This window comes from Pseudomonas sp. P106(2024) (genome assembly GCF_057480815.1).
This window is the reverse complement of the sequence record NZ_JBLIYU010000001.1, coordinates 290,381-314,187: the sequence shown is the minus strand read 5'-3', so window position 1 is coordinate 314,187 and position 23,807 is coordinate 290,381. Positions and strand designations below refer to the sequence as shown.

Here is a 23,807-nt window from a genome sequence, read left to right as displayed (position 1 = left end):
TAACCTCTGTTCTGCGCTGCGGACGCCTATTTGCGCAGCAGGCGCAAGCCGTTGAACACCACCAGCAGGCTCACGCCCATGTCGGCGAACACCGCCATCCACATGGTGGCCATGCCGGCAAAGGTGATTGCCAGGAAGATCGCCTTGATTGCCAGGGCCAGCACGATGTTCTGGGTGAGGATCGCCGCGCTTTGGCGCGACAGCCTGACGAACGCCGGGATTTTGCGCAAGTCGTCGTCCATCAGCGCCACGTCGGCGGTCTCGATGGCCGTGTCGGTGCCGGCGGCGGCCATGGCGAAGCCGATTTCGGCACGGGCCAGTGCCGGTGCGTCGTTGATGCCGTCACCGACCATGCCGACCCGGTGGCCCTCGCCGTACAGGCGCTCGATGCTGGCCAGCTTGTCCGCCGGCAGCAGGTTGCCCTCGGCGCGATCAATCCCCACCTGGGCGGCGATGGCCTGGGCAGTGTGGGGATTGTCGCCGGTCAACATGACAGTCTTGATGCCCAGCTCGTGCAGTTCGGCGATGGCCTGGCGGCTGCTGTCCTTGACCGTGTCGGCCACGGCGAACAGCGCCAGCGGGCCGGAGCGGTCGAGCAGCAGCACCACGGTCTTGCCCTGGCGCTCCAGCACATCGAGCTGCGCTTCAAGCTCCGGGGAGCACAGGCCGAGCTCTTCGACCAGGCGATGGTTGCCCAGGTGGTAGGTCTGGCCCCCGATATCACCGCGCACACCGCGACCGGCCAGGGCGGCGAAATCGGTGACTTCGCTCAAGGGCAGGTCCTGTTCCTTGGCGAACAGGGCGATGGCACCGGACACCGGGTGGTCGGAGCGGGCGGCCAGACTGGCGGCCAGGGCTTGGGCCCGGCCTTCGAACAGCGGGTCGAGGACCTTGCTGTCGGTCTGCACCGGCTTGCCGTGGGTGATGGTGCCGGTCTTGTCCAGGGCGAGGAAGTCCAGTTTGCGACCGCCTTCGAGGTACACGCCGCCCTTGATCAGGATGCCCTTGCGCGCCGCCGCGGCCAGGCCACTGACGATGGTCACCGGGGTCGAGATCACCAGCGCGCACGGGCAGGCCACCACCAGCAGCACCAGGGCGCGGTAGATCCAGTCGAACCAGGCGCCGGCCATGAACAGCGGTGGGATCACCGCCACGGCCAGGGCCACGGCGAACACCACCGGGGTGTAGATGCGCGAGAACTGGTCGACGAAGCGCTGGGTCGGCGCGCGGGCGCCCTGGGCCTCCTCGACGGCCTTGATGATCCGCGCCAGGGTCGACTGGCCGGCGGCGGCGGTGACGCGGTACTCCAGGGCACCGGCCTGGTTGATGGTGCCGGCGAACAGCTTGTCGCCCACGGCTTTCTCGACCGGCAGGCTCTCGCCGGTGATCGGCGCCTGGTCGACGCTGGACTGGCCACTGACCACCTCGCCATCCAGGCCGATACGTTCGCCCGGCCGTACCCGCACCAGGGCGCCGATCGGCACCTCGCGCACGTCGAGCTCGCGCCACTGGCCGTCAGCCTGCTGCACGGTGGCCAGGTCTGGCGCCAGTTGCATCAGGCCGCCAATGGCATTGCGCGCGCGATCCAGCGAGCGTGCCTCGATCAGCTCGGCGATGGTGAACAGCACCATGACCATGGCCGCCTCGGGCCATTGGCCGATCAGCACGGCGCCGGTCACGGCGATGCTCATCAGGGCATTGATGTTGAGGTTGCGGTTCTTCAGGGCGATCCAGCCCTTCTTGTAGGTGCCCAGGCCACAGCCGAGGATCGCCGCCAGGGCCAGCACGGCGACCACCCAATCCGGCGCCTTGCCGGAGAAGTGCACGACTTCGGCGGCAATCGCGGCAACACCCGACAAGGCCAGCGGCCACCAGCGGGTCTTGCTCGCCTGGGGCGCATTGGCGCTGCCGTCGTCCTCGGCGGCCAGCGGTTCGGCCTTCATGCCCAGGCTGTCGATGGCCCGCTCGATCTCGGCGGTGCCGGTCAGTGTATGGCGCACGCCAAGCACACGGTTGATCAGGTTGAACTCCAGCTGCTCGATGCCGGCCAGCCTGCCCAGCTTGTCCTGGATCAGGGTCTGTTCGGTGGGGCAGTCCATGGCCTCGATGCGAAAACGACTGAGCTGCGCCTGGGCGCTGGCCTTTTCGGTCAGCTGCACCAAGGCCGGTGCAGCCTTGCTGGCACAGCAGCTGTGGGCGTGGGGCTCATGGTCATGCGCATGGTCATGCTTGTTGTCGGGGCTGACAGGCTGGTTCATGGAATCATCCTTAACTGAGCACTGGCCTCTGCGCAAATCCGCAGAGTGGGTTGTTGCCAAGTGAACACCCTGTAGCCACTATAGGGTCAAGCCCTCTGCTGGAGATTTGCCATGAAGATCGGAGAATTGGCCAAGGCCACCGACTGCGCCGTGGAGACCATCCGCTACTACGAGCGTGAGCAGCTGCTGCCCGAGCCCGCCCGCAGCGACGGCAACTATCGGCTCTACACCCAGGCCCATGTCGAGCGGCTGACTTTCATCCGCAACTGCCGCACCCTGGACATGACCCTCGATGAGATCCGCAGCCTGTTGAACCTGCGCGACAGCCCCGACGGCTCATGCGGCAGCGTCAACGCGCTGATCGACGAACATATCGAGCATGTGCAGGCGAGGATCGACGGGCTGGTGGCGCTGCAGGCGCAGCTGGTGGAGTTGAGGCAGCGGTGCAATGCGCAGGGGGCGGAGTGCGCGATTCTCCAGCAACTGGAGACCAATGGGGCGGTGACGGTGCCGGAAACCGAGCATTCCCATGTAGGCAGAAGCCACGGGCATTGAAAGTACTGGGGGCGCTGCGCCCCCCTTTCGCGACACAAGGCCGCTCCCACAGGTACAGCGCAGTTTCAGGTTCTGCACCGTACCTGTGGGAGCGGCCTTGTGTCGCGATGGGCTGCAAGGCAGCCCCGGCAATCTGAAAAGCTACACCGCCATCGGCGCGGTCATCGGCGCATGGTGCTCGTAGCCTTCCAGCCAGAAGTCGCTCGGCTCGATCTTCTCCAGCCACTCCGGCTCGTACTTGCCGGTCTCGGCGAATGCCGGCACGCGGTCGCTGATCACCAGCTTCGGTGCCGCCAACGGCTCACGCTTCATCTGCTCATTGAGCATGTCCAGGTGGTTCTCGTACACATGGGCATCGCCGATGAAGTAGGTGAACCAGCGCGGGGTGTAGCCGGTCAGGCGGCCGAACAGCGACAGCAGCGCCGCGCCCTCGGTGAGGTTGAACGGCGTGCCCAGGCCCAGGTCGTTGGAGCGGATGTAGAGGGTCAGGGAGATTTCCTTCGTCTCGACATTCGGGTGGAACTGGTACAGCAGGTGGCACGGCGGCAGGGCCATTTCATCCAGCTGGGCGCAGTTCCAGCCGTGGAACAGGATGCGTCGGCTGCCCGGGTCGTTGGCGATGGTGTCCAGGCACTGGCGTACCTGGTCGATGGCCTTGTACAGGATGACGAACGCCTGGCCGTCTTCCTCGTCCTGGGCGATACGGCGGAAACCGGCCTTTTCAGCCATCTCGATGGCTGCCGGGTTGCTCAGCGGGACGCGCTTGTAGCCCGGCCACTGGCGCCATTGCACGCCGTAGATCTCGCCGAGGTCGTCATGGCCCTGGCGGAACGGGTTGGCCAGCCACTGGGCGTTCTCGTTGGCGTTCTGGTCCCAGACCTTGCAGCCCAGTTCGCGGAACTCGCCGGCGTTCTTCACGCCGCGCAAAAAGCCCACCATCTCGCCGATCGCCGACTTGAACGCCAGCTTGCGCGTGGTGATGGCCGGGAAGCCTTTCTGCAGGTCGAACTTGAGCATGGCGCCCGGCAGGCTGATGGTGCGGATGCCGGTGCGGTTTTCCTGCAGCGTGCCGTTTTCGATGACGTCACGGACCAGATCTAGATACTGTTTCATGGCTTACCTGTAGCAAGAACGGCAGGGGGATCGCCCCTGCCGTGAAAATCAGACGGTGGCCTTGGCCGACGGCTTACGGTTGTAGGCCCACCAGATCAGGAAGATGCCGCCGACGATCATCGGCACGCAGAGCAACTGACCCATGGTCAACCAGCCGAAGGCGATGTAGCCCAGCTGGGCGTCGGGTACCCGCACGAACTCCACGATGAAGCGGAAGATGCCGTAGAACAGTGCGAACATGCCGGAAACGGCCATGGTCGGGCGCGGCTTGCGCGAGTACAGCCAAAGGATGACGAATAATGCCACACCTTCGAGGGCGAACTGGTACAGCTGCGACGGGTGACGCGGCAGCTGGGCCGGGTCGCTGAATGGTGGGAACACCATCGCCCACGGCACGTCGGTGGCCTTGCCCCACAGCTCGGCGTTGATGAAGTTGCCGATACGCCCGGCGCCCAGGCCGATCGGCACCAGCGGCGCGACGAAGTCCATCAGCTCGAAGAACGACTTGTTGTTGCGCTTGCCGAACCACAGCGCGGCCAGCATCACGCCGATGAAACCGCCGTGGAACGACATGCCGCCTTTCCACACCTCGAAGATCAAGGTCGGGTTGGCCAGGTACTGGTGCAGGTCGTAGAACAGCACGTAGCCCAGGCGCCCGCCGACGATCACCCCCATCGACAGCCAGAACACCAGGTCGGAGAGTTTCTCGCGGCTCCAGGTCGGGTCGAAGCGGTTCAACCGGCGCGAGGCCAGCAGCCAGGCGCCGCCGATGCCGATCAGGTACATCAGGCCGTACCAGTGGATTTTCAGTGGACCGAGGGCCACGGCCACCGGGTCGATCTGCGGGTAAGGCAGCATTGTCTTTCCTCTAGGTTCAGATAAGGAAGCTCAGTCCGACGCAGAACAGCAGCGCGGCGAACAGACGCTTGAGCACGCGCGGCGACAGCTTGTGCGCCAGACGCGCGCCGTAGCGGGCGAAGAACATGCTGGTGGCAGCGATGCCGACCAGCGCCGGAAGGTAGACGTAGCCCAGGCTGTGGGCCGGCAGGTGTTCCTCGTGCCAGCCCAGCCACATGAAGCCCAGGGCACTGGCCAGGGCGATCGGCAGGCCACAGGCCGACGAAGTCGCCACCGCCTGCTGCATGGGCAGGCTGCGCCAGGTGAGGAACGGCACGGTCAGCGAACCGCCACCGATGCCGAAGATGGCCGAGGTCCAGCCGATCACCCCGCCGGCGGCGGTCAACCCGGGCTTGCCGGGGATGCCGCGGCTGGCCTTGGGCTTGAGGTCCAGGGCCATCTGCGCGGCGATCACCAGGGCGAACACGCCGATGATCTTCTGCAGCATCGGGCCCTGGATGAGCGAGGCGGTCTTGGCCCCGACCAGCGCGCCGAGCAGGATGCCCACGGTCATCCAGGCGAAGATCGGCCACTGCACCGCCCCCTTGCGCTGGTGCTCGCGCACGGCATTGATCGAGGTGAAGACGATGGTCGCCAGCGACGTGCCGACCGCCAGGTGGGTCAGCACCGAAGGGTCGAAGCCCTGCAGGGTGAAGCTGAACACCAGCACCGGCACGATGATGATGCCGCCACCAACGCCGAACAGCCCGGCCAGCACGCCGGCGCAGGCGCCCAACAGCAGATAGAGAGCGAATTCCATTCGTGGCCCCAGTGGAAAACAATCCGGCATGGTAACGGAAGCCAAGCCCGGCGCTCTAGTGAACTCTGTGTCAGATGATGGATAGCGGTCGGCGGCGCGGGTAGAGTGGCCAAAAACACAGGGGACAACCTATGTGCCTGATCGTATTCGCCTGGCGGCCGGGGACGACCCGGCCGCTGATCGTCGCGGCCAACCGCGACGAGTTCTATGCCCGGCCGACACAGGCCCTGGCGGCCTGGGAGGATGCGCCGGGGGTGCATGCCGGGCGCGACCTGGAGGCCGGCGGCACCTGGCTTGGCGTGGGGCCGAACGGGCGCTTCGCCGCGCTGACCAACATCCGCGATCCGCGCCAGCCGCTGGGGCCGCGCTCACGGGGCGAGCTGGTGGCGGCGTACCTGCAGGGCGAGCTGGATGTCGAGGCCTACCTGGACCAGGTGGCCAGCCGCAGTGGGCAGTACTCGGGGTTCAACCTGCTGGTGGGCGATGGCGAGCGGCTGGGCTACCTGCATGCCCGTGAGGCCGCGCCGCGTCTGTTGGCGCCTGGGGTCTACGGGCTTTCGAACGCCGGGCTGGATACGCCGTGGCCCAAGCTGGTGAAGGCGCGTAGCGGGCTTGAGAGTTTGCTTGAGGCCGCCGATCCGCAACGGCTGTTGACCCTGCTGGGCGATGCGCAGCCCGCGTCGGATGGTGAGCTGCCGGAGACTGGCGTGGGGTTGACCACCGAAAGGTTGCTGTCGAGTGTGTTCATCGCCAGCCAGAACTATGGGACGCGGGCGAGCACGGTGCTGATCGTCGATGACCAGGGGCGGCGGCGGATGGTCGAGCGCAGCTACGGGCCGTTTGGCGGGCACCTGGGCGAGGTCAGCCTGGAGGTGTGAGTCCGACCTCATCGCGGGGCAAGCCCGCTCCCACGAGGCTCTTGCAGCAACTTTGTGGGAGCGGGCTTGCCCCGCGATGAGGCCGGTACCGACGATCAGAGGGTCTTGTTAGGCCCGATCATCCGCGCCAGGCCAAGGTTCTTCAGCGCCAGTTGCAGCGAGCTGTGGATAACCTGCGGGTTGTCATGGCTCATGGCGTCGGCCAGCAGTTCCTTGGCTTTGCCCAGGTTGATCTGGCGCAGCATCCACTTCACCTTCGGCAGGTTGGTGGCGTTCATCGACAGGCTGTCGAAGCCCATGGCCATCAGCAAAATCGCCGCGGCCGGGTCACCGGCCATCTCGCCGCAGATGCTCACCGGCTTGCCTTCCTCGTGGGCGACGCTGACCACGGTCTGCAGGGCCTGCAGCACCGCCGGGTGCAGGTAGTCGTACAGGTCGGCGACCCGCGGATTGTTGCGGTCGACCGCCAGCAGGTACTGGGTCAGGTCGTTGGAACCGACCGAGAGGAAGTCGACCTGGCGCGCCAGTTCACGGGTCTGGTACACGGCGGCGGGAATCTCCACCATCACCCCCACCGGCGGCATCGGCACGTCGGTGCCTTCGTCGCGCACCTCGCCCCAGGCACGGTGGATCAGGTGCTGGGCTTCTTCCAGCTCGTGGATGCCGGAGATCATCGGCAGCAGGATGCGCAGGTTGTTCAGGCCCTCGCTGGCCTTGAGCATGGCGCGGGTCTGCACCAGGAAGATTTCCGGATGATCGAGGGTGACGCGGATGCCGCGCCAGCCGAGGAACGGGTTTTCTTCCTTGATCGGGAAGTACGACAGCGACTTGTCGCCACCGATGTCGAGGCTGCGCATGGTCACCGGCAGCGGGTGGAACGCCTGCAACTGCTCGCGGTAGATCGCCAGCTGTTCCTTCTCGCTGGGGAAGCGCTGGTTGATCATGAACGGCACTTCGGTGCGATACAGGCCGACGCCCTCGGCGCCGCGCTGCTGGGCGCGGGCCACATCGGCGAGCAGGCCGGTGTTGACCCACAGCGGCATGCGATGGCCGTCCGGGGTGATGCACGGCAGCTCGCGCAGGGCGTCGAGGCCACGGGCCAGCTGGCGCTCCTCCTCGACCACATCGCTGTACTGCTTGCGCAGCACCTCGCCGGGGTTGGTGAACACCTCGCCCTTGTAGCCGTCGATGATCATCTCGATGCCGTCGGCCTTCGAATAGGGCAGGTCGACCACGCCCATGACGGTCGGGATGCCCATGGCACGGGCAAGAATCGCCACATGGGAGTTGCCCGAGCCCAGTACCGAGACCAGGCCCACCAGCTTGCCTTCCGGCACCTCGCCGAGCATGGCCGGGGTCAGCTCTTCGCTGACCAGGATGGTGTTGTCCTGGTAGACCAGCGACTGCGAACGGGCTTCCTGCAGGTAGGCCAGCAGGCGCCGGCCCAGGTCCTTGACGTCCGAGGCGCGCTCGCGCAGGTAGTCATCGTCCATCAGCTCGAAGCGGTTGACGTGCTCGCCGACCACCTGGCGCAGCGCGCCCTGGGCCCACTGGCCGGTCTTGATGACCTCGACCACCTCGCCACCGAGGGCGGCGTCCTCGAGCATCATCAGGTACACGTCGAACAACGCGCGCTCTTCGGGCCGCAGCTGGGTGGCGAGCTTGGCCGACAGCTTGCGCATGTCCTCGCGCACGCCTTCAAGGGCGTTGTTGAACAGCTTGAGTTCGTTGTCGATGTCCTCGACGGTGCGGTCCGGCACCACCTCAAGGTCGGCAGGCGGCAGCATCACCACCGAGCGGCCGACGGCGGCGCCTGGAGAGCCCGGCACGCCGACGAAGCGGGCTTCCTGGATACCCTTGCCCTGGCGCCCCAGGCCGCGGATCGAACCGGTCGCCTCGGCATGGGCGATAACCCCGGCGAGCTGGGCGCTCATGGTGACCAGGAAGGCCTCTTCGCCTTCGTCGAACTGGCGGCGCTCCTTCTGCTGGATGACCAGTACCCCCACCACGCGGCGGTGGTGGATGATCGGCGCACCGAGGAAGGAGGCGAATTTCTCTTCGCCGGTCTCGGCGAAGTAGCGATAGCGGGGGTGGTCGGCGGCGTTCTCGAGGTTCAGTGGCTCCTCGCGGGTGCCGACCAGGCCGACCAGGCCTTCATTGGGGGCCATGCTGACCTTGCCGATGGAGCGCTTGTTCAGGCCCTCGGTCGCCATCAGCACGAAGCGGTTGCTGTCCGGGTCGAGCAGGTAGACTGAGCAGACCTGGCTGCCCATCGCCTCCTTGACGCGCAAGACAATGATACCCAACGCCGTCTTGAGATCTTTGGCGGAGTTCACTTCCTGGACGATCTTGCGCAGCGTATTGAGCATGGCTCGGGGTCGGACTCCGTCGTCAGTCGCGCGTCAGCAGGCGCGGGGCTAGCTCTTTCAGGGCGCGGCGGTATACCTCGCGCTTGAATGTCACCACCTGGCCCAGCGGATACCAGTAGCTGACCCAGCGCCAGCCATCGAATTCCGGTTTGCCGGTGAGGTCCATGCGCACCCGTTGCTCATTGCTCACCAGGCGCAGCAGGAACCACTTTTGTTTCTGGCCAATGCACAGTGGCTGGCTGTGGGTGCGCACCAGGCGCTGGGGTAAACGATAACGCAACCAGCCACGGGTGCAGGCAAGAATTTCCACATCCTGGCGCTCCAGGCCCACTTCTTCGTTCAGCTCGCGGTACAGGGCATCTTCCGGCGTCTCGTCAGGGTTGATACCACCCTGGGGAAACTGCCAGGCATCCTGGTTGATCCGCCGAGCCCATAGCACCTGCCCGGCATCATTCGTGAGAATGATCCCGACATTGGGGCGAAAACCATCCGGGTCGATCACGGCAGCAACCTCGCAAACGCATGTCAACGCATTGTTCCACAAAGCCCGAGCGCGCAGCAACGCGCCCGCCAAGCTTATGTGCAGCGAGGTGAAAACTCCGTATTCTGCGGGACTCTCCCGTGGCTGATGCGAGTGACCGCGATGCGCCTGGCTTTATTCGACCTGGACAATACCCTCCTCGGTGGCGACAGCGACCACGCCTGGGGTGACTACCTATGCGAGCGGGGCATTCTCGATCCGATCGCCTATAAGCAACGCAACGACGCTTTCTACCAGGACTACCTCAACGGCTCCCTGGATATGCAGGCCTACCTGGCCTTTTCCATGGAAATCCTCGCGGCCAGCGAGCCCGCGCAGTTGGAGCAGTGGCACCGCGAGTTCATGCGCGACTGCATCGAACCGATCATCCTGCCCAAGGCCCTGGCGTTGCTGCAGCAGCACCGCGAGGCGGGCGACCAACTGGTGATCATTACCGCCACCAACCGCTTTGTCACCGCGCCGATCGCCCACCGCCTGGGCGTGCGCGTACTGCTGGCGACCGAATGCGAAACGCAGGACGGGCGCTATACCGGGCGCAGTACCGATATACCCTGTTTCCGTGAAGGCAAGGTGACGCGGCTTGCGCGCTGGATGCTGGAGAACGGGTTCGACCTGGAAGACAGCTACTTCTACAGCGACTCGCTGAACGACGTGCCGTTGCTGGAGGTGGTGGCGAACCCGGTGGCGGTGGATCCGGATCCGAAGCTGCGGGCCGAGGCCGAGCGGCGGGGGTGGCCGGTGATTTCTCTTCGGCGTTGAGATCGGCGGGGCTGCAAAGCAGCCCACGGAGCCTAGATCGGCTTGGCGCCCATCAGGCCAGCAATGGACAGGAAGCAGACGCCACTGAACAGCGCCAATGCCAAGGTGAACTTCAAACCCACGGTTTCAGCCTTGCGCAGCCGGTTGAGCCGCACTACCAGCCACCACACGGCAAATGCGCCCAGCGTATAGATGATGCTGGACGCCAGCACCCAGGTCTGCCCCAGTGGCCAGCCGACCAGGTGCACCAGCCACCAGCCGGTGAACGGCATGCTCACCAGGCACAATCCCATCAGCAGCCAGATGAACACCAGTGGTCGGCGCAACAGCTTGCCGTAGGCCTCGGCATCGCCCTGGCGGCGGGCGCGGACAGTCCAGATCGCCAGGCCCAGGCCACCCAGCAGCAACAGGGCGGTGGCGAGGATGTGCAGGGTCTTGAGGGTGGTCAGGTGTTCCATTTCGTGATCGTCCTTCTGGCTGGTGGCTTCATCGCGGGGCTAGCCCGCTCCCACGAGGTCCGTTTGGCGTGTTCAGCCCAAGAATAGCTGGTAGGCCGGATTCTCGGTCTCGTCCCAGTACGGATAGCCGATCTTGGCCAGCGCCGCTGGCACCAGGTGGCGCTCCTCCTCCGGCACCTGCAGGCCCGCGACCACCCGGCCATCGGCGGCGCCGTGGTTGCGGTAGTGGAACATCGAGATATTCCAGCGCCCACCCAGCTTGTTGAGGAAGTTGAACAGCGCGCCCGGCCGCTCGGGGAACTCGAAGCGCAGCACCATCTCGTCGCTGGCCCCGGCCGAGTGGCCACCGACCATGTGACGAATATGCAGCTTGGCCAGTTCATTGTCGGTCAGGTCGGTAACCGGGAAGCCTTGTTCGGTCAACTGCTGGACCAACGCCGCGCGCGGGTCGGTTTCGGGGTGGGTCTGCACACCGACGAAGATATGCGCCTCGTCCGAGGTGTGCTTGCGGTAGTTGAACTCGGTGATCTGGCGCTTGCCGATGGCTTCGCAGAAGGCCTTGAAGCTCCCCGGGCGCTCGGGAATGGTCACGGCGATGATCGCCTCGCGCTTCTCGCCAAGTTCGGCGCGCTCGGCCACATGGCGCAGGCGGTCGAAATTGACGTTGGCACCCGAGTCGATGGCCACCAGGGTCTGCCCGGCAACGCCCTTGAGCTCGACGTATTTCTTGATACCGGCCACGCCCAGTGCGCCTGCAGGTTCTGTGATCGAGCGGGTATCGTCGTAGATATCCTTGATCGCCGCGCAGATCTCGTCGGTGCTGACGGTGATCACCTCGTCCACATGGTGACGGCAGATGTCGAAGGTGTGCTGGCCGATCTGCGCCACCGCCACGCCGTCGGCGAACAGGCCGACCTGCGGCAGCACCACGCGCTCGCCTGCGGCCATGGCCGCCTGCAGGCAGTTTGAGTCGTCCGGCTCGACGCCGATCACCTTGATCTCGGGGCGCAAGTACTTCACGTACGCCGCGATGCCGGCGATAAGCCCGCCGCCGCCGACCGGCACGAAGATCGCGTCCAGCTGGCCCGGGTGCTGGCGCAGGATTTCCATGGCCACGGTGCCTTGCCCGGCGATGGTGTGCGGATCGTCGTAGGGGTGGATGTAGACGAAGCCCTTCTCCTCCACCAGCTTCAGCGAGTAGGCCAGTGCCTCGGGGAAGGTGTCGCCGTGCAGCACCACCTTGCCGCCCCGCGAGCGCACGCCTTCGATCTTGATCTCCGGGGTGGTCTTGGGCATGACGATGGTCGCCTTGATCCCCAGCTCCCGCGCCGCCAGGGCCAGGCCTTGGGCGTGGTTGCCGGCGGAAGCGGTGACCACGCCGCGGGCCAGTTCCTCGGCGCTCAGTTGCGCGAGTTTGTTGTAGGCCCCGCGGATCTTGAACGAGAACACCGGCTGCAGGTCCTCGCGCTTGAGCAGCACGGTGTTGCCCAGGCGCTTGCTCAACTGCCTGGCGCTGTGCAGCGGGGTTTCGACGGCAACGTCGTAGACGCGCGAGGTGAGGATCTTCTTGACGTACTGTTCGAGCATCGGAAAGCATCACTGGGCCGCGGGACAAGGGCTGGGAGTCTACCGCAGCGTCACGTCGGGCGACCACAGCAAAGCCGCCGGAGCCGTTATACTTGGCAACTTTGAAATCCGCCCAGCCCCTCCCGGAGCCCGCATGACCCAGGACCAACTCAAACAGGCCGTCGCCCAGGCCGCCGTCGATCTCATCCTGCCGAAACTGGATGAGAAAAGCGTCGTCGGCGTCGGTACCGGTTCGACCGCCAACTTCTTCATCGACGCCCTGGCCCAGCACAAGACCGCCTTCGATGGCGCCGTCGCCAGCTCCGAAGCCACCGCTCAGCGCCTGAAGGGCCATGGCATCCCGGTCTACGAGCTGAACAGCGTCAGCGAGCTGGAGTTCTACGTCGACGGCGCCGACGAGAGCGACGCCCACCTCAACCTGATCAAGGGCGGCGGTGCGGCCCTGACCCGGGAGAAGATCGTCGCGGCGGTGGCCAAGACCTTCATTTGCATCGCCGACGCCAGCAAGCTCGTACCGGTGCTCGGCGCCTTCCCGCTGCCGGTCGAGGTGATTCCGATGGCCCGCAGCCATGTGGCGCGCCAGTTGGTCAAGCTGGGCGGTGACCCGGTCTACCGTGAAGGCGTGGTGACCGACAACGGCAACGTCATTCTGGATGTGCACAACCTGCAGATCACCAACCCGGTGGAGCTGGAAAGCCAGATCAACGCCATTGTCGGCGTGGTCACCAATGGCCTGTTCGCGGCGCGTCCTGCGGATGTGCTGTTGCTGGGGACCGCAGAAGGCGTGAAGACCCTCAAGGCCGAGTAAGCCTCATCGCGGGGCAAGCCCGCTCCCACGGTGGGAGCCGGCTTGCCCCGCGATAGCGTCAGCCCAGGCAATCAATCAGCCGGCTGCTTGAACACATAGAACAGGTTCGGCTCGCTGACCAGGTAAATGGTCCCAGCGTCATCCATCGCAATCCCCTCCGCCTGCGGCACGGTCTGCTTCAAACCCTGAGACCCCTTGCGCAGCGACAGCGTGCTCAGCGGCCTGCCCTCCACATCCAGCTCCAGCACCAACCGCGACTCGTCCGACAGCGCCAGCAGGTGCCCGCTGCGTTCGTCGAACTGCAGGCTCGACAGGTCCCTCACGAACAGCCGCCGGTCACGCTTGCGGTCCTGCACCACATGCACGGCATAGGGCTTGTCAGGGTTGTCATGGGGAAAACCATGCACCTCGTAGATCATCATCGGATCCCGCTCCTTGGCCACGAACAGGCGCTTGCCCGCCGAGTCGTAGGCCAGTCCCTCGAAGCCCTTGTTGCCATTGAGACCGATGCCAAGGGACAGCTGCTCGGCATCGCTGGCGTCGAGGAACAGGGTGTCGTCGTCCAGGCGCACGCGAATCAGCCGCTGCTGGCGCTCGTCGGTGATCACGTAGCTGTTGGGTCCCACATACTCTACCGCCTCGGGGTCACCGAAGCCGGTCAGCGGCACGCGGCGCAGGATACGGCCGTCCAGCGACAGCTCGATCAGCTCCGAGCGGGCATTGGTGACGGTGAACAGGCTCTTGCGGTCGGGATCGTAGGTCAGCGCCGAGATGTCGTCGTCCAGCCCGACGATGGGCTGCGCTTCGATCGCCACCCGGTAGCGATCCAGGCCGATGCTTTGTTCGGCCGGTTGCCACCAGGTCTTGAGGTTGAACCAGCCGCGCTCGAACAGGCGGAACTCATGCCCGGCAGCAGCCAGGACGAGCAGGACAACAAGCACGATGAAGGCGAAGATCAGGCGAAGGTGGCGGCGCATGCGGACGGACTCGGCGAAAGGAGCGCGTAGCTAACCACTATCAACTGAAGCAAAGCTTAATGCCATCATCAGGAAAGTCTGGCAGTTCAGGGCTTCCTGAAACGATAGAACAGGTTGGGCTCACTGATGATGTACAGGTTGCCCCTGTCATCCATCGCCACACCTTCAGCCCGCGGAATGGTGTCACCCAGGCCGTTGAAGCCACCGAGCAAGGTCATGAAGCTGACCTGCTCGCCCTTCTCGTCCAGTTCGAGCAGCATGTTGGAGTCCGCCGACAGTGCCAGCAGGTGACCGGTGCGCGGGTCGATGCCCAGTGCCGACAGGTTGCGCAGGTCCAATTCGTCGCTGGGCAGCGGTTGCTTGTCGCCCTTGAGCGGGCCTTGGCCGTCAGTGCTCCAGATGAACAGTTTCGGTGGCCGCTCGGCGCCGATGATCAGCCGCTGCCGGATCTGGTCCCAGGCAATGGCTTCGAAGCCCTTGTTGCCATCCTCGGTATTGCCCAGGTCATAGGACGGATAGTCGGCGCGGTTCAGCGATGTCGAGGTGGCATCCACCTTGACCAGCGTCAGGTCATGGTTGCGCTCGTCGACAATGGCGACCTGGCCATTTTCGAGTACCGCCACGCCTTCCGGGTTCGACCAGCCCACCAGGGGAATCTTGCGCAATACATCACCGTCAAGGGTGAGCTCGACCAGGAATGGGTGCTTGCCCATGACCGAGAACAAGGTGCGGGTGTGCGGATTGAACGCGAGGTCCGATGCTTCGTCACGCTCCATGCCCGGCAACGGCTTGGCATCGATGTCGACCACGTAGTCCGGCAGCCAGATGCTTTCCTGGCGCTCGGCCTGGCTTTCGAAGCCTTCCTTTATCCACAGCAGGCCACGGTCATCCCAATGCATGGCCACCACCAGGCCATAGGCGATGATCGCCAGCGCAAGCAGCCACAGCGACCAGCGGGTGATCAGTCGTCGCTTTGGCGGCAGGGATGCGCTGGGGGGATTGGTCATCGGACAGGGATCCTGGAAATAGGCGGCAGGGTGGTCGCCACGGTCGGCAAAGGAGCGGGAAACAGCGAATTATCCGGATCAATTGTGAAAAAAACGACAAACCCTACCGGCAAGGGCGGCGACGACGGCATTGCGCCGTCGTCGATCTTGGTCAGAGCACCCGGCCTTCGAACCGGCTCGCGCCCGGAAGTTCCAGCACCAGCTCATCGCCCACATTGAACGGCCCCACGCCCGCCGGGGTGCCGGTGAGGATGACATCGCCGGCCTGCAGGGAGAAATGCGCCGCCATATGCTGGATCATCGGCACGATCGGGTTGAGCATCAGCGCGCTGTTGCCGTCCTGGCGTACCTTGCCGTTAATGGTCAGACGAATGCCGATATCGGTCAGGTCCTCGAAGGTACCGGCCGACACGAACGGCGGCAGCACGCAGGCGCCATCGAAACACTTGGCCAGTTCCCAGGGCAGGCCCTTTTCCTTCAGCTTCGCCTGCACATCGCGCAGAGTGAGGTCCAGCGCCGGGGCAAAGCCGGAGATGGCGTCGAGCACCTCTTCCTCGGAGGGATGGGTGGACAGAGGCTTGCCCAGCAGCACGGCGATCTCCGCTTCGTAGTGCACCGAACCGCGCTCGGTCGGGATCTTGAAGCCGCCTTCCAGGGGCACCACGCAGCTGCCGGGTTTTATGAACAGCAGCGGCTCGCTGGGGATGGGGTTGTCCAGTTCCTTGGCATGCTCGGCGTAGTTGCGGCCGATGCACACCACCTTGCCCAGCGGGAAGTGGATGCGCGTGCCGTCTACGTACTGGTGCTGGTAACTCATGGCCGACTCCTGTGAATACTGCTTTTTATTCGGGAGCGAAGATCTTACCCGGATTCATGATGCCGTTCGGGTCGAACACGGCCTTGATCGCCTTCATGCAGGCAATTTCCTCCGGCGAGCGGCTGTAGCCCAGGTAGTCACGCTTGGTCATGCCCACGCCATGCTCGGCGGAGATCGAGCCGTTGTAGCGTTCGACGATCTCGAACACCCATTTGTTGACCTTGGCACAGGAAGCGAAGAAGTCGTCCTTGCTCATGTGGTCGGGCTTGAGGATGTTCAGGTGCAGGTTGCCGTCGCCGATGTGGCCGTACCAGACCACTTCGTAGTCCGGGTAGTGCTTGCCGACGATGGCGTCGATATCGCGCAGGAAAGCCGGCACCTTGGACACGGTGACCGAGATGTCGTTCTTGTACGGCGTCCAGTGCGAGATGGTCTCGGACAGGTACTCGCGCAGCTTCCACAGGTTCTTCAGCTGGGTCTCGCTCTGGCTCATCACCCCATCGAGCACCCAGCCCTGCTCCACGCAGTGCTCAAAGGTGGCCAGGGCCTCGTTGGCCACTTCCTCGGTGCTGGCTTCGAACTCCAACAGGGCGTAGAACGGGCAGTCGGTTTCGAACGGCGCGGGCACATCACCCCGGGCGAGGATCTTGGCCAGACCCTTGTCGGAAAAGAACTCGAAGGCCGTCAGGTCGAGCTTGCCCTGGAAGGCGTGCAGCACCGGCATGATCGCGTCGAAATCGGGCGTGCCCAGCACCATGGCGGTGAGGTTGCGCGGCGCGCGGTCCAGGCGCATGGTGGCCTCGACCACGAAGCCCAGGGTGCCTTCGGCGCCGATGAACAGCTGGCGCAAGTCGTAGCCGGTGGCGTTCTTGATCAGGTCCTTGTTCAGCTCGAGCAGCTCGCCCTTGCCGGTGACCACTTTCAACCCGGCCACCCAGTTGCGGGTCATGCCGTAGCGAATCACCTTGATCCCGCCAGCGTTGGTACCGATGTTGCCGCCGATCTGGCTGGAACCGCTCGAGGCGAAGTCCACTGGGTAATAGAGGCCTTGGTCCTCGGCAAACTGTTGCAACTGGCGGGTGACGACCCCTGGCTGGCAGGCTACGGTGCGGTCGAATTCATTGAAGGCCAGGATCTGGTTCATGTAATCGAAGGCCACCACCACCTCGCCATGGGCGGCCACGGCGGCGCCCGACAGGCCGGTACGCCCGCCCGATGGCACCAGGGCGACCTTGTGCCGGTTGGCCCAGCGCACGATGGCCTGTACCTGCTCGACAGACTTGGGGAAGACGATGGCGGTGGGAGCCGGCGGGTAGTGCTTGGTCCAGTCCTTGCCGTAGGCCTCGAGCGAGGCCGGGTCGGTGAGGACCTTGCCAGGGTCGACCAGGGTCATCAGCTCATCAATTACCGCAGACTGGGTCATCGCTGGAACTCTCGACTTATTCATAGTCACCCTGAGCACGCTTCACCTGTCGGCATAAGCTCAGATTGTGTCGCGTATGCTAGCATAGCCCTCCCGCTGTTCGTGCTAAGGCGCGACGCCGCGCCGCTTCACCCCCTCTTCGCCATTTTTCTCCGGGATACAGGTTTACGCAGATGAGCAAGACTTCTCTCGACAAGAGCAAGATCCGGTTCCTTCTTCTTGAAGGTGTGCACCAGAACGCGGTCGATACCCTCAAGGCCGCCGGCTACACCAACATCGAATACCTCACTGGTTCGCTGCCGGAAGCTGAGCTGAAGGAAAAGATCGCCGATGCCCATTTCATCGGCATCCGCTCGCGCACCCAACTGACCGAAGAGATCTTCGACTGCGCGAAGAAACTGGTGGCGGTCGGTTGCTTCTGCATCGGCACCAACCAGGTCGACCTGGAAGCGGCTCGCGAGCGCGGTATCGCCGTGTTCAACGCCCCTTACTCGAACACCCGTTCGGTGGCCGAGCTGGTGCTGGCCGAAGCGATCCTGCTGCTGCGCGGCATCCCCGAGAAGAACGCTTCCTGCCACCGTGGCGGCTGGATCAAGAGCGCGGCCAACTCCTTCGAGATCCGTGGCAAGAAGCTGGGCATCGTCGGCTACGGCTCGATCGGCACCCAGCTGTCGGTCCTGGCCGAGAGCCTGGGCATGCAGGTGTACTTCTTCGACCCGCTGACCAAGCTGCCGCTGGGCAACGCGGTACAGGTCACCAGCCTGCACGAGCTGCTGGGCCTGGCCGACATCGTCTCGCTGCACGTGCCTGAGCTGCCGTCCACCCAGTGGATGATCGGCGAGAAGGAAATCCGCGCGATGAAGAAGGGCTCGATCCTGATCAACGCCGCCCGAGGTACCGTGGTCGAGCTGGACCATCTGGCCGCCGCGATCAAGGACAAGCACCTGATCGGCGCCGCCATCGACGTGTTCCCGGTCGAGCCGCGCTCCAACGACGAAGAGTTCGAAAGCCCGCTGCGCGGCCTGGACAACGTGATCCTGACCCCGCACATCGGTGGTTCCACCGCCGAGGCCCAGGCCAACATTGGCCTGGAAGTGGCCGAGAAACTGGTCAAGTACAGCGACAACGGTACGTCCGTATCGTCGGTCAACTTCCCGGAAGTGGCCCTGCCGGCCCACCCAGGCAAGCACCGCCTGCTGCACATCCACGAAAACATCCCGGGCGTGCTCAGCGAGATCAACAAGGTGTTCGCCGAGAACGGTATCAACATCTCCGGTCAGTTCCTGCAGACCAACGAGAAAGTGGGTTACGTGGTCATCGACGTCGACGCCGAGTACTCGGACCTGGCCCAGGAGAAACTGCAGCACGTGAAGGGCACCATCCGCTCGCGCGTACTGTTCTGAGTTTCACTGCGTCATGAAAGCGGGAGGCCCTGGTGGCCTCCCTTTTTTGTTTGGCTAACGGCTAAAACCCAGAAGGGCCACTACAAAAATCCACCAATACCACTATCACTCGTTTTTACCCCCTCGCCACACAACCGTCTCACAGCCTTCCTAGCATGGCCCCATCTCTTCGATGAGGCCTTGCCATGAACGACGCCACGCCAGGCGCACAGATGAAAGTGCGCGGTATCCACAAGCGCTTCGGCGCCTTCACCGCACTCAACGACGTCTCCCTCGACATCGCCGCCGGCGAGCTGGTGTGCCTGCTCGGCCCATCGGGCTGTGGCAAGACCACCTTGCTGCGCTGCATCGCCGGGCTCGAACGCCAGGACCGCGGGACGCTATACATTGGCGAGCGCGACATCTCCGAGCTGCCACCCCAGGCCCGTGACTACGGCATCCTGTTCCAGTCCTACGCCCTGTTCCCCAACCTCACCGTCGAGGCCAACATCGCCTACGGCTTGGCCGGCAGCAGCCGTGAGGCCTCGCGCCAGCGGGTCGGTGAAATGCTCGAGCTGGTCGGCCTTGCCGGCAGCGAGAAGAAATACCCCGGCCAGCTGTCCGGCGGCCAGCAGCAGCGCGTGGCCCTGGCCCGAGCGCTGGCGCCCTCGCCGTCGCTGCTGCTGCTCGACGAGCCGATGTCGGCGCTGGACGCCCGTGTGCGCGAGCACCTGTGCACCGAACTGCGCCAGCTGCAGCGTCAACTTGGCATCACCACGCTGATGGTCACCCACAACCAGGACGAGGCCATGCTGATGGCCGACCGCATCGCCGTGATGAACAACGGCCAGGTCGAGCAGTACGCCACGCCCCAGGAGATCTATGACCAGCCGGCCACGCCGTTCGTCGCCGAATTCGTCGGCCAAGGCAACTGGCTGCCGTTCCAGCGCAGCGGCGACAGCCATGCCCAGGTCGGCGGCCTGCACATGCGCCTGGCGGCCAACGCCGCTGGCGCCAGCAGTGGGCGGCTGTTCTGCCGGCCCGAGGCGATCACCGTCAACCCGGTGGTACACGAGGAAAACCTGTTCCCGGCCAAGGTCCGCGAGATCACTTTCCTCGGCAACCGCTGCCGCATGAGCTTCGAGTTCAAGGCCCTGCCGGGCCACGCATTGCTTGCGGAGCTGGCGCCGGAGGCGATGCCGCGCCTGGGCTCGCAGGACATCTGGGTGGCCCTGCCGCCGCAGAGCCTGCAGGTGTTCGCCTGAGATGGCCGCGCCGATGACCCTGCCGCTCACCTCCACCAAGGCCGCACCTCGCAGTGGTGTCGCTCTGGGGGACCGTCTGTTCGTGGTCGGTGGCAAGAGCCTGCTGCTGATCTTGCTGGTGCTGGCGGTGCTGATGCCGTTGCTGGCGATCTTCTGGCGCGGTTTCAGCGCTGAAGCCGGGCAGGGCGGCGGCCTGCCGGCGGCCCGTGAGCTGTTCGCCAGCGAGAACTTCCACTGGCTGCTCGGCAACAGCCTGGCGGTGGCCTTCACCGTCGCTGCCATTGTCGTGCCGCTGGCCTACCTGTTTGCCTATGCCCTGCAACGCACGCTGATTCCGGCCAAGGGCCTTTGGCGAGGCATCTCGCTGCTGCCGTTGCTGGCGCCGTCGATGCTGCCGGCCATCGCCCTGGTGTACCTGTTCGGCAACCAGGGCCTGCTGCGCGGGCTGCTCAGCGACAACATCTACGGCTTCTGGGGCATCGTCCTCGGCGAGACCATCTACACCTTCCCCCACGCCCTGATGATCCTGCTTTCGGCGCTGTCGCTGGCCGACGCGCGACTGTTCGACGCCGCCTCGAGCATGGGGGCTGGGCCGGCGCGGGCATTCTTCAGCATCACCTGGCCGGCCACGCGTCAGGCGGTGTTCGCCGCGTTCTGCCTGGTGTTCACCCTGACCATCACCGATTTCGGCGTGCCTGTCGTGGTAGGTGGGGATTACCAGGTGCTGGCCCTGGAAGCCTACAAGGCCGTGGTCGGCCAGCAGCAGTTCGGTCGTGGCGCGCTGATCGGTATGGTGCTGCTGGTGCCGGCGCTGCTCAGTTTCGCCGTCGATGCCTGGTTGCGTCGCCGCCAGGGCGACGCCATGAGCGGCCGTGCCCAGGTGTTCGAGCCCAAGCCGTCGCGGCTGCGCGATGGCTGCTTCCTGGCCATCGTGCTGCTGGTGTGCGCGGCACTGCTGGCGGTGATCGGCATGGCGGTGTACTCGTCGCTGGTCACGTTCTGGCCGTACAACCTGTCGCTGTCGCTGAAGCACTACATGTTCGAGGACACCGCCGGTGGTGGTTGGCTGGCCTATCGCAACAGCGTGACCATGGCCATCGGCACCGCGCTGATCGGCAGCGTGGTGATCTTCACCGGCGCCTACCTGATGGAGAAGGCCCAGGGGCAGCGCCTGCTCAACCAACTGCTGCGCCTGCTGAGCTTTATTCCCATGGCGGTGCCCGGCCTGGTGCTGGGCCTGGGCTACGTGTTCTTCTTCAACCTCAACGGCAACCCGCTGCATGTGTTCTACGGCAGCATGGCGCTGCTGGTGGTGTGCACCATCGCCCACTACCTGACCACCGCGCAGATGACCGCCACCACCGCACTGCGCCAGCTCGATGGCGAGTTCGAGGCCGCCGCGCTGTCGCTCAAGGCGCCGCTGTACAGGCATTTCATGCGGGTCACCGTGCCGATTTGTCTGCCGGCGCTGCTGGACATCATTCGCTACCTGTTTGTCTCGGCCATGACCACCGTGTCGGCGGCGATCTTCCTGTACAGCCCCGACACCATCCTCGCCGCCGTTGCCGTGCTGAACATGGACGACGCCGGCAACGTCGGCGGTGCCGCTGCCATGTCGACCCTGATCCTGCTCACCAGCGCTGCCGCATCCTTGCTGCTGGCCGGTGCCTCACGCGGCCTGCTGCGCCGCTCCCAGGCCTGGCGCCAGCGCGCCCCAGGCCATTGACCGACTGCCCACACTGATAGGAACCGCATCATGTTCAAGCCCCTCGCACTTGCCGCTGCCGTATCCGCTGTCTTCAGCCTGCAGGCCTCGGCCGCGACCCAGCTGACCGTCTACACCGCCCTCGAGGCCGAGCAGCTCAAGCGCTACAAGCAGGCTTTCGAAAAGGCCAACCCCGACATCGAGATCAAGTGGGTGCGCGACTCCACCGGCATCATCACCGCCAAGCTGCTGGCCGAGAAGGACCGTCCGCAGGCCGACGTGGTGTGGGGCCTGGCTGCTTCCAGCCTGGCCATCCTCGATCAGAACGGCATGCTCGAGGCCTATGCGCCGAAAGACCTGGGCAAGATCTCGGCCAACTATCGCGACGCCGCCAACCCGCCGGCCTGGGTGGGCATGGACGTGTGGGCCGCGACCCTCTGCTTCAACACCGTCGAGGCCGAGAAGCAGGGCCTGAGCAAGCCGGTGAGCTGGCAGGACCTGACCAAGCCTGAATACAAGGGCAAGATCGTCATGCCCAACCCGGCCTCGTCCGGCACCGGCTTCCTGGATGTGAGCGCCTGGCTGCAGACCTTCGGCGAACCGCAGGGCTGGGCCTACATGGATGCGCTGCACCAGAACATCGGCCAGTACGTTCATTCCGGCTCCAAGCCGTGCAAGCTGGCGGCCGCCGGTGAATTCCCGATCGGCATCTCCTTCGAGTACCCGGCCGTGCAGCTCAAGCGCCAGGGCGCGCCGCTGGATATCGTGCTGCCCAAGGAAGGCCTGGGCTGGGAGATCGAAGCCACCGCGGTGATCAAGGGTTCGCCGAAGGCCGATGCCGCCAGGCGCCTGGCCGACTTCTCCGCGAGCCCCGCGGCCATGGAGCTGTACAAGGAGAACTTCGCCGTGCTCGCCGCGCCGGGCATCGCCAAGCCGCAGACCGAGTTGCCGGCCGATTACGAGCAGCGCCTGATCAAGAACGACTTCGCCTGGGCCTCGAAGAACCGCGACCAGATCCTCAGTGAGTGGCGCAAGCGCTACGACGGCAAGTCCGAGAAGGTCGCCCAGCAGTAAAGCCTTCGCGCAGCGAGCCTGTTCCTGCAAGATCGTGGGAGCGGGCTTGCCCCGCTACGGCGTCACATCCGTCAGAACAGGAGCCCGCGTGATGGCAACATCCTCCCAGATTGTCAGCGACATCTTTGCCCTCTATGACCGTCATGGCAGCGCCGACTACATCGGCGAAGCCATCACCCAGGTCGAGCACATGTCCCAGGCCGCCCAGTTGGCGATGGAGGAGGGCTACGACGACGAAGTGATCCTCGCTGCCTTCTTCCACGACATCGGCCACCTGTGCGAGGGCGAGGACATGGGCGGCTATGGCATCGTCAGCCATGAGCGCATCGGCGCCGAGTACCTGCGCCGCTGCGGTTTCAGCGAGCGACTGGCGCGGCTGGTGCAGTATCACGTCGAGGCCAAGCGCTACCTGACCTTGCGCCAGCCCGGCTACTACGCTCGCCTGAGCGAGGCCAGCCGGCGCACGCTGGCCTACCAGGGTGGGGTGATGAACAACAGCGAAGCCGACGCGTTCGAGGCCGATCCTCTGTTCCGGGTGAGTCTGCGCCTGCGTGAGTGGGACGAGATGGCGAAGCTGACCGGTGTGCCCGTGATGGACCTGGAGGTGCTGAAGAGAAAGGCGCTGGCGGTACTTTGATCGATCCGTTTTCCCTTTCCGCAAGATCCCGCATCACTTCTCCAGATCCTCATGCTGTGCCTCTTACCATACTTCCCCTCCTGGCAGCCCACTCGTCGCGACGAGGAGACCTATCACCATGTTGTTCCCCATTGCGATTCTCCCCGGTGACGATAAACATGCCAGGGGGTGTGGAAGTCCCTGATATTCCAGGCTGTTTCTCGGCCGGCGAGGACCTCGACAACGCAATTGCCATGGCCCGCGAGGCCATCGAAGGCCACCTCGAACTGCTGGCCCAGGACCAGCAGCAGATTCCCAAGGCCAGCCTGGTCAGCGTGCACGCGGCGAATCCGGCCTATGCCGGCTGTACCTGGGCGCTGATCGACATCGACATCACCCGTTACCTGGGCAAGGCCGAGAAGCTCAACATCACGCTGCCGGCGTACTTGCTCACCCGCATCGACGCGTACGTGCAGAACCATCCGGAGCACAAGAGCCGTTCGGGCTTCCTAGCCGAAGCGGCGCTCAGGATCTTGCAGGGTGCAAGTGATCGGGCGC

At 64.8% G+C, this 23,807-nt stretch carries 21 protein-coding genes and 1 pseudogene; 10 read left to right on the top strand and 12 right to left on the bottom strand.

Going from position 1 to position 23,807, the window contains the following annotated elements; genetic code table 11:
• Positions 1 to 26: 26 nt before the first annotated feature.
• The gene (locus AC25M7_RS01390) at positions 27 to 2,258 is read right to left on the bottom strand and encodes a heavy metal translocating P-type ATPase (protein ID WP_486970649.1); all 2,232 of its coding nucleotides are present in this window, start codon (positions 2,256 to 2,258) and stop codon (positions 27 to 29) included.
• A gap of 111 nt (positions 2,259 to 2,369) precedes the next feature.
• Here AC25M7_RS01390 and cadR point away from each other — a divergent pair, with 111 nt between their 5' ends.
• Positions 2,370 to 2,813, top strand: a complete 444-nt coding sequence (gene cadR / locus AC25M7_RS01385) for a cadmium resistance transcriptional regulator CadR (RefSeq protein ID WP_028688504.1) — start codon at positions 2,370 to 2,372, stop codon at positions 2,811 to 2,813.
• 141 nt (positions 2,814 to 2,954) lie between these two features.
• Here cadR and AC25M7_RS01380 read toward each other — a convergent pair whose 3' ends face one another.
• From AC25M7_RS01380 to AC25M7_RS01370, 3 genes are read right to left on the bottom strand one after another with little or no spacing between them, the layout of a single operon-like run.
• Positions 2,955 to 3,926 (bottom strand): thymidylate synthase, encoded by a 972-nt coding sequence (locus tag AC25M7_RS01380; protein ID WP_028688503.1) that lies wholly within the window; start codon positions 3,924 to 3,926, stop codon positions 2,955 to 2,957.
• Positions 3,927 to 3,974: 48 nt separating this feature from the next.
• Positions 3,975 to 4,784 (bottom strand): prolipoprotein diacylglyceryl transferase, encoded by an 810-nt coding sequence (gene lgt, locus AC25M7_RS01375; protein WP_050707398.1) that lies wholly within the window; start codon positions 4,782 to 4,784, stop codon positions 3,975 to 3,977.
• A gap of 16 nt (positions 4,785 to 4,800) precedes the next feature.
• Positions 4,801 to 5,583, bottom strand: coding sequence for a sulfite exporter TauE/SafE family protein (locus tag AC25M7_RS01370; protein WP_486970648.1), 783 nt, complete (start codon positions 5,581 to 5,583; stop codon positions 4,801 to 4,803).
• Between the two features lie 131 nt (positions 5,584 to 5,714).
• Here AC25M7_RS01370 and AC25M7_RS01365 point away from each other — a divergent pair, with 131 nt between their 5' ends.
• The gene (locus AC25M7_RS01365; protein ID WP_182321925.1) at positions 5,715 to 6,461 is read left to right on the top strand and encodes an NRDE family protein; all 747 of its coding nucleotides are present in this window, start codon (positions 5,715 to 5,717) and stop codon (positions 6,459 to 6,461) included.
• A 95-nt stretch (positions 6,462 to 6,556) separates the two neighbouring features.
• Here AC25M7_RS01365 and ptsP read toward each other — a convergent pair whose 3' ends face one another.
• Together ptsP and AC25M7_RS01355 are read right to left on the bottom strand one after the other, a co-directional pair.
• A complete protein-coding gene (gene ptsP / locus AC25M7_RS01360; RefSeq protein WP_028688499.1) occupies positions 6,557 to 8,830 on the bottom strand; it encodes a phosphoenolpyruvate--protein phosphotransferase in 2,274 nt (757 codons plus the stop codon).
• 22 nt (positions 8,831 to 8,852) lie between these two features.
• On the bottom strand, positions 8,853 to 9,332 hold the full coding sequence (locus tag AC25M7_RS01355; RefSeq protein ID WP_028688498.1) for an RNA pyrophosphohydrolase: 480 nt from the start codon (positions 9,330 to 9,332) through the stop codon (positions 8,853 to 8,855).
• Between the two features lie 141 nt (positions 9,333 to 9,473).
• Here AC25M7_RS01355 and AC25M7_RS01350 point away from each other — a divergent pair, with 141 nt between their 5' ends.
• Positions 9,474 to 10,130, top strand: coding sequence for a histidinol-phosphatase (locus AC25M7_RS01350; RefSeq protein WP_028688497.1), 657 nt, complete (start codon positions 9,474 to 9,476; stop codon positions 10,128 to 10,130).
• 32 nt (positions 10,131 to 10,162) lie between these two features.
• Here the strand turns inward: AC25M7_RS01350 and AC25M7_RS01345 are convergent, their stop codons facing one another.
• Together AC25M7_RS01345 and ilvA are read right to left on the bottom strand one after the other, a co-directional pair.
• Positions 10,163 to 10,588: a DUF2269 family protein gene (locus tag AC25M7_RS01345; protein WP_028688496.1), complete on the bottom strand. Its 426-nt coding sequence runs from the start codon at positions 10,586 to 10,588 to the stop codon at positions 10,163 to 10,165.
• A 72-nt stretch (positions 10,589 to 10,660) separates the two neighbouring features.
• A complete protein-coding gene (gene ilvA, locus AC25M7_RS01340) occupies positions 10,661 to 12,175 on the bottom strand; it encodes a threonine ammonia-lyase, biosynthetic (protein WP_486970647.1) in 1,515 nt (504 codons plus the stop codon).
• 133 nt (positions 12,176 to 12,308) lie between these two features.
• Here ilvA and rpiA point away from each other — a divergent pair, with 133 nt between their 5' ends.
• A complete protein-coding gene (gene rpiA / locus AC25M7_RS01335) occupies positions 12,309 to 12,983 on the top strand; it encodes a ribose-5-phosphate isomerase RpiA (protein WP_011536226.1) in 675 nt (224 codons plus the stop codon).
• 71 nt (positions 12,984 to 13,054) lie between these two features.
• Here the strand turns inward: rpiA and AC25M7_RS01330 are convergent, their stop codons facing one another.
• From AC25M7_RS01330 to AC25M7_RS01315, 4 genes are all read right to left on the bottom strand, one after another.
• The gene (locus AC25M7_RS01330; RefSeq protein ID WP_028688494.1) at positions 13,055 to 13,960 is read right to left on the bottom strand and encodes an SdiA-regulated domain-containing protein; all 906 of its coding nucleotides are present in this window, start codon (positions 13,958 to 13,960) and stop codon (positions 13,055 to 13,057) included.
• 86 nt (positions 13,961 to 14,046) lie between these two features.
• The gene (locus AC25M7_RS01325) at positions 14,047 to 14,967 is read right to left on the bottom strand and encodes an SdiA-regulated domain-containing protein (RefSeq protein WP_069015882.1); all 921 of its coding nucleotides are present in this window, start codon (positions 14,965 to 14,967) and stop codon (positions 14,047 to 14,049) included.
• A 151-nt stretch (positions 14,968 to 15,118) separates the two neighbouring features.
• The gene (locus AC25M7_RS01320; protein ID WP_028688492.1) at positions 15,119 to 15,784 is read right to left on the bottom strand and encodes a fumarylacetoacetate hydrolase family protein; all 666 of its coding nucleotides are present in this window, start codon (positions 15,782 to 15,784) and stop codon (positions 15,119 to 15,121) included.
• A gap of 25 nt (positions 15,785 to 15,809) precedes the next feature.
• A complete protein-coding gene (locus AC25M7_RS01315) occupies positions 15,810 to 17,207 on the bottom strand; it encodes an FAD-binding oxidoreductase (protein WP_062359811.1) in 1,398 nt (465 codons plus the stop codon).
• A 173-nt stretch (positions 17,208 to 17,380) separates the two neighbouring features.
• Between AC25M7_RS01315 and serA the strand changes: the two genes are divergently transcribed.
• The 6 genes and pseudogenes from serA to AC25M7_RS01285 form a co-directional block, all read left to right on the top strand.
• Entirely contained in the window at positions 17,381 to 18,610 is a 1,230-nt protein-coding gene (serA, locus tag AC25M7_RS01310) for a phosphoglycerate dehydrogenase (RefSeq protein ID WP_028688490.1), read from the top strand.
• 185 nt (positions 18,611 to 18,795) lie between these two features.
• Positions 18,796 to 19,854 (top strand): putative 2-aminoethylphosphonate ABC transporter ATP-binding protein, encoded by a 1,059-nt coding sequence (locus tag AC25M7_RS01305; RefSeq protein ID WP_062359809.1) that lies wholly within the window; start codon positions 18,796 to 18,798, stop codon positions 19,852 to 19,854.
• A 1-nt stretch (position 19,855) separates the two neighbouring features.
• Positions 19,856 to 21,580 (top strand): putative 2-aminoethylphosphonate ABC transporter permease subunit, encoded by a 1,725-nt coding sequence (locus AC25M7_RS01300; protein WP_069015881.1) that lies wholly within the window; start codon positions 19,856 to 19,858, stop codon positions 21,578 to 21,580.
• A 30-nt stretch (positions 21,581 to 21,610) separates the two neighbouring features.
• The gene (locus AC25M7_RS01295; protein WP_028688487.1) at positions 21,611 to 22,633 is read left to right on the top strand and encodes a putative 2-aminoethylphosphonate ABC transporter substrate-binding protein; all 1,023 of its coding nucleotides are present in this window, start codon (positions 21,611 to 21,613) and stop codon (positions 22,631 to 22,633) included.
• Positions 22,634 to 22,724: 91 nt separating this feature from the next.
• Entirely contained in the window at positions 22,725 to 23,270 is a 546-nt protein-coding gene (locus AC25M7_RS01290; RefSeq protein WP_028688486.1) for a phosphonate degradation HD-domain oxygenase, read from the top strand.
• A 118-nt stretch (positions 23,271 to 23,388) separates the two neighbouring features.
• A pseudogene (locus AC25M7_RS01285) lies at positions 23,389 to 23,788 on the top strand (type II toxin-antitoxin system HicB family antitoxin); the annotation flags it as partial.
• Between the last annotated feature and the right edge of the window lie 19 nt (positions 23,789 to 23,807).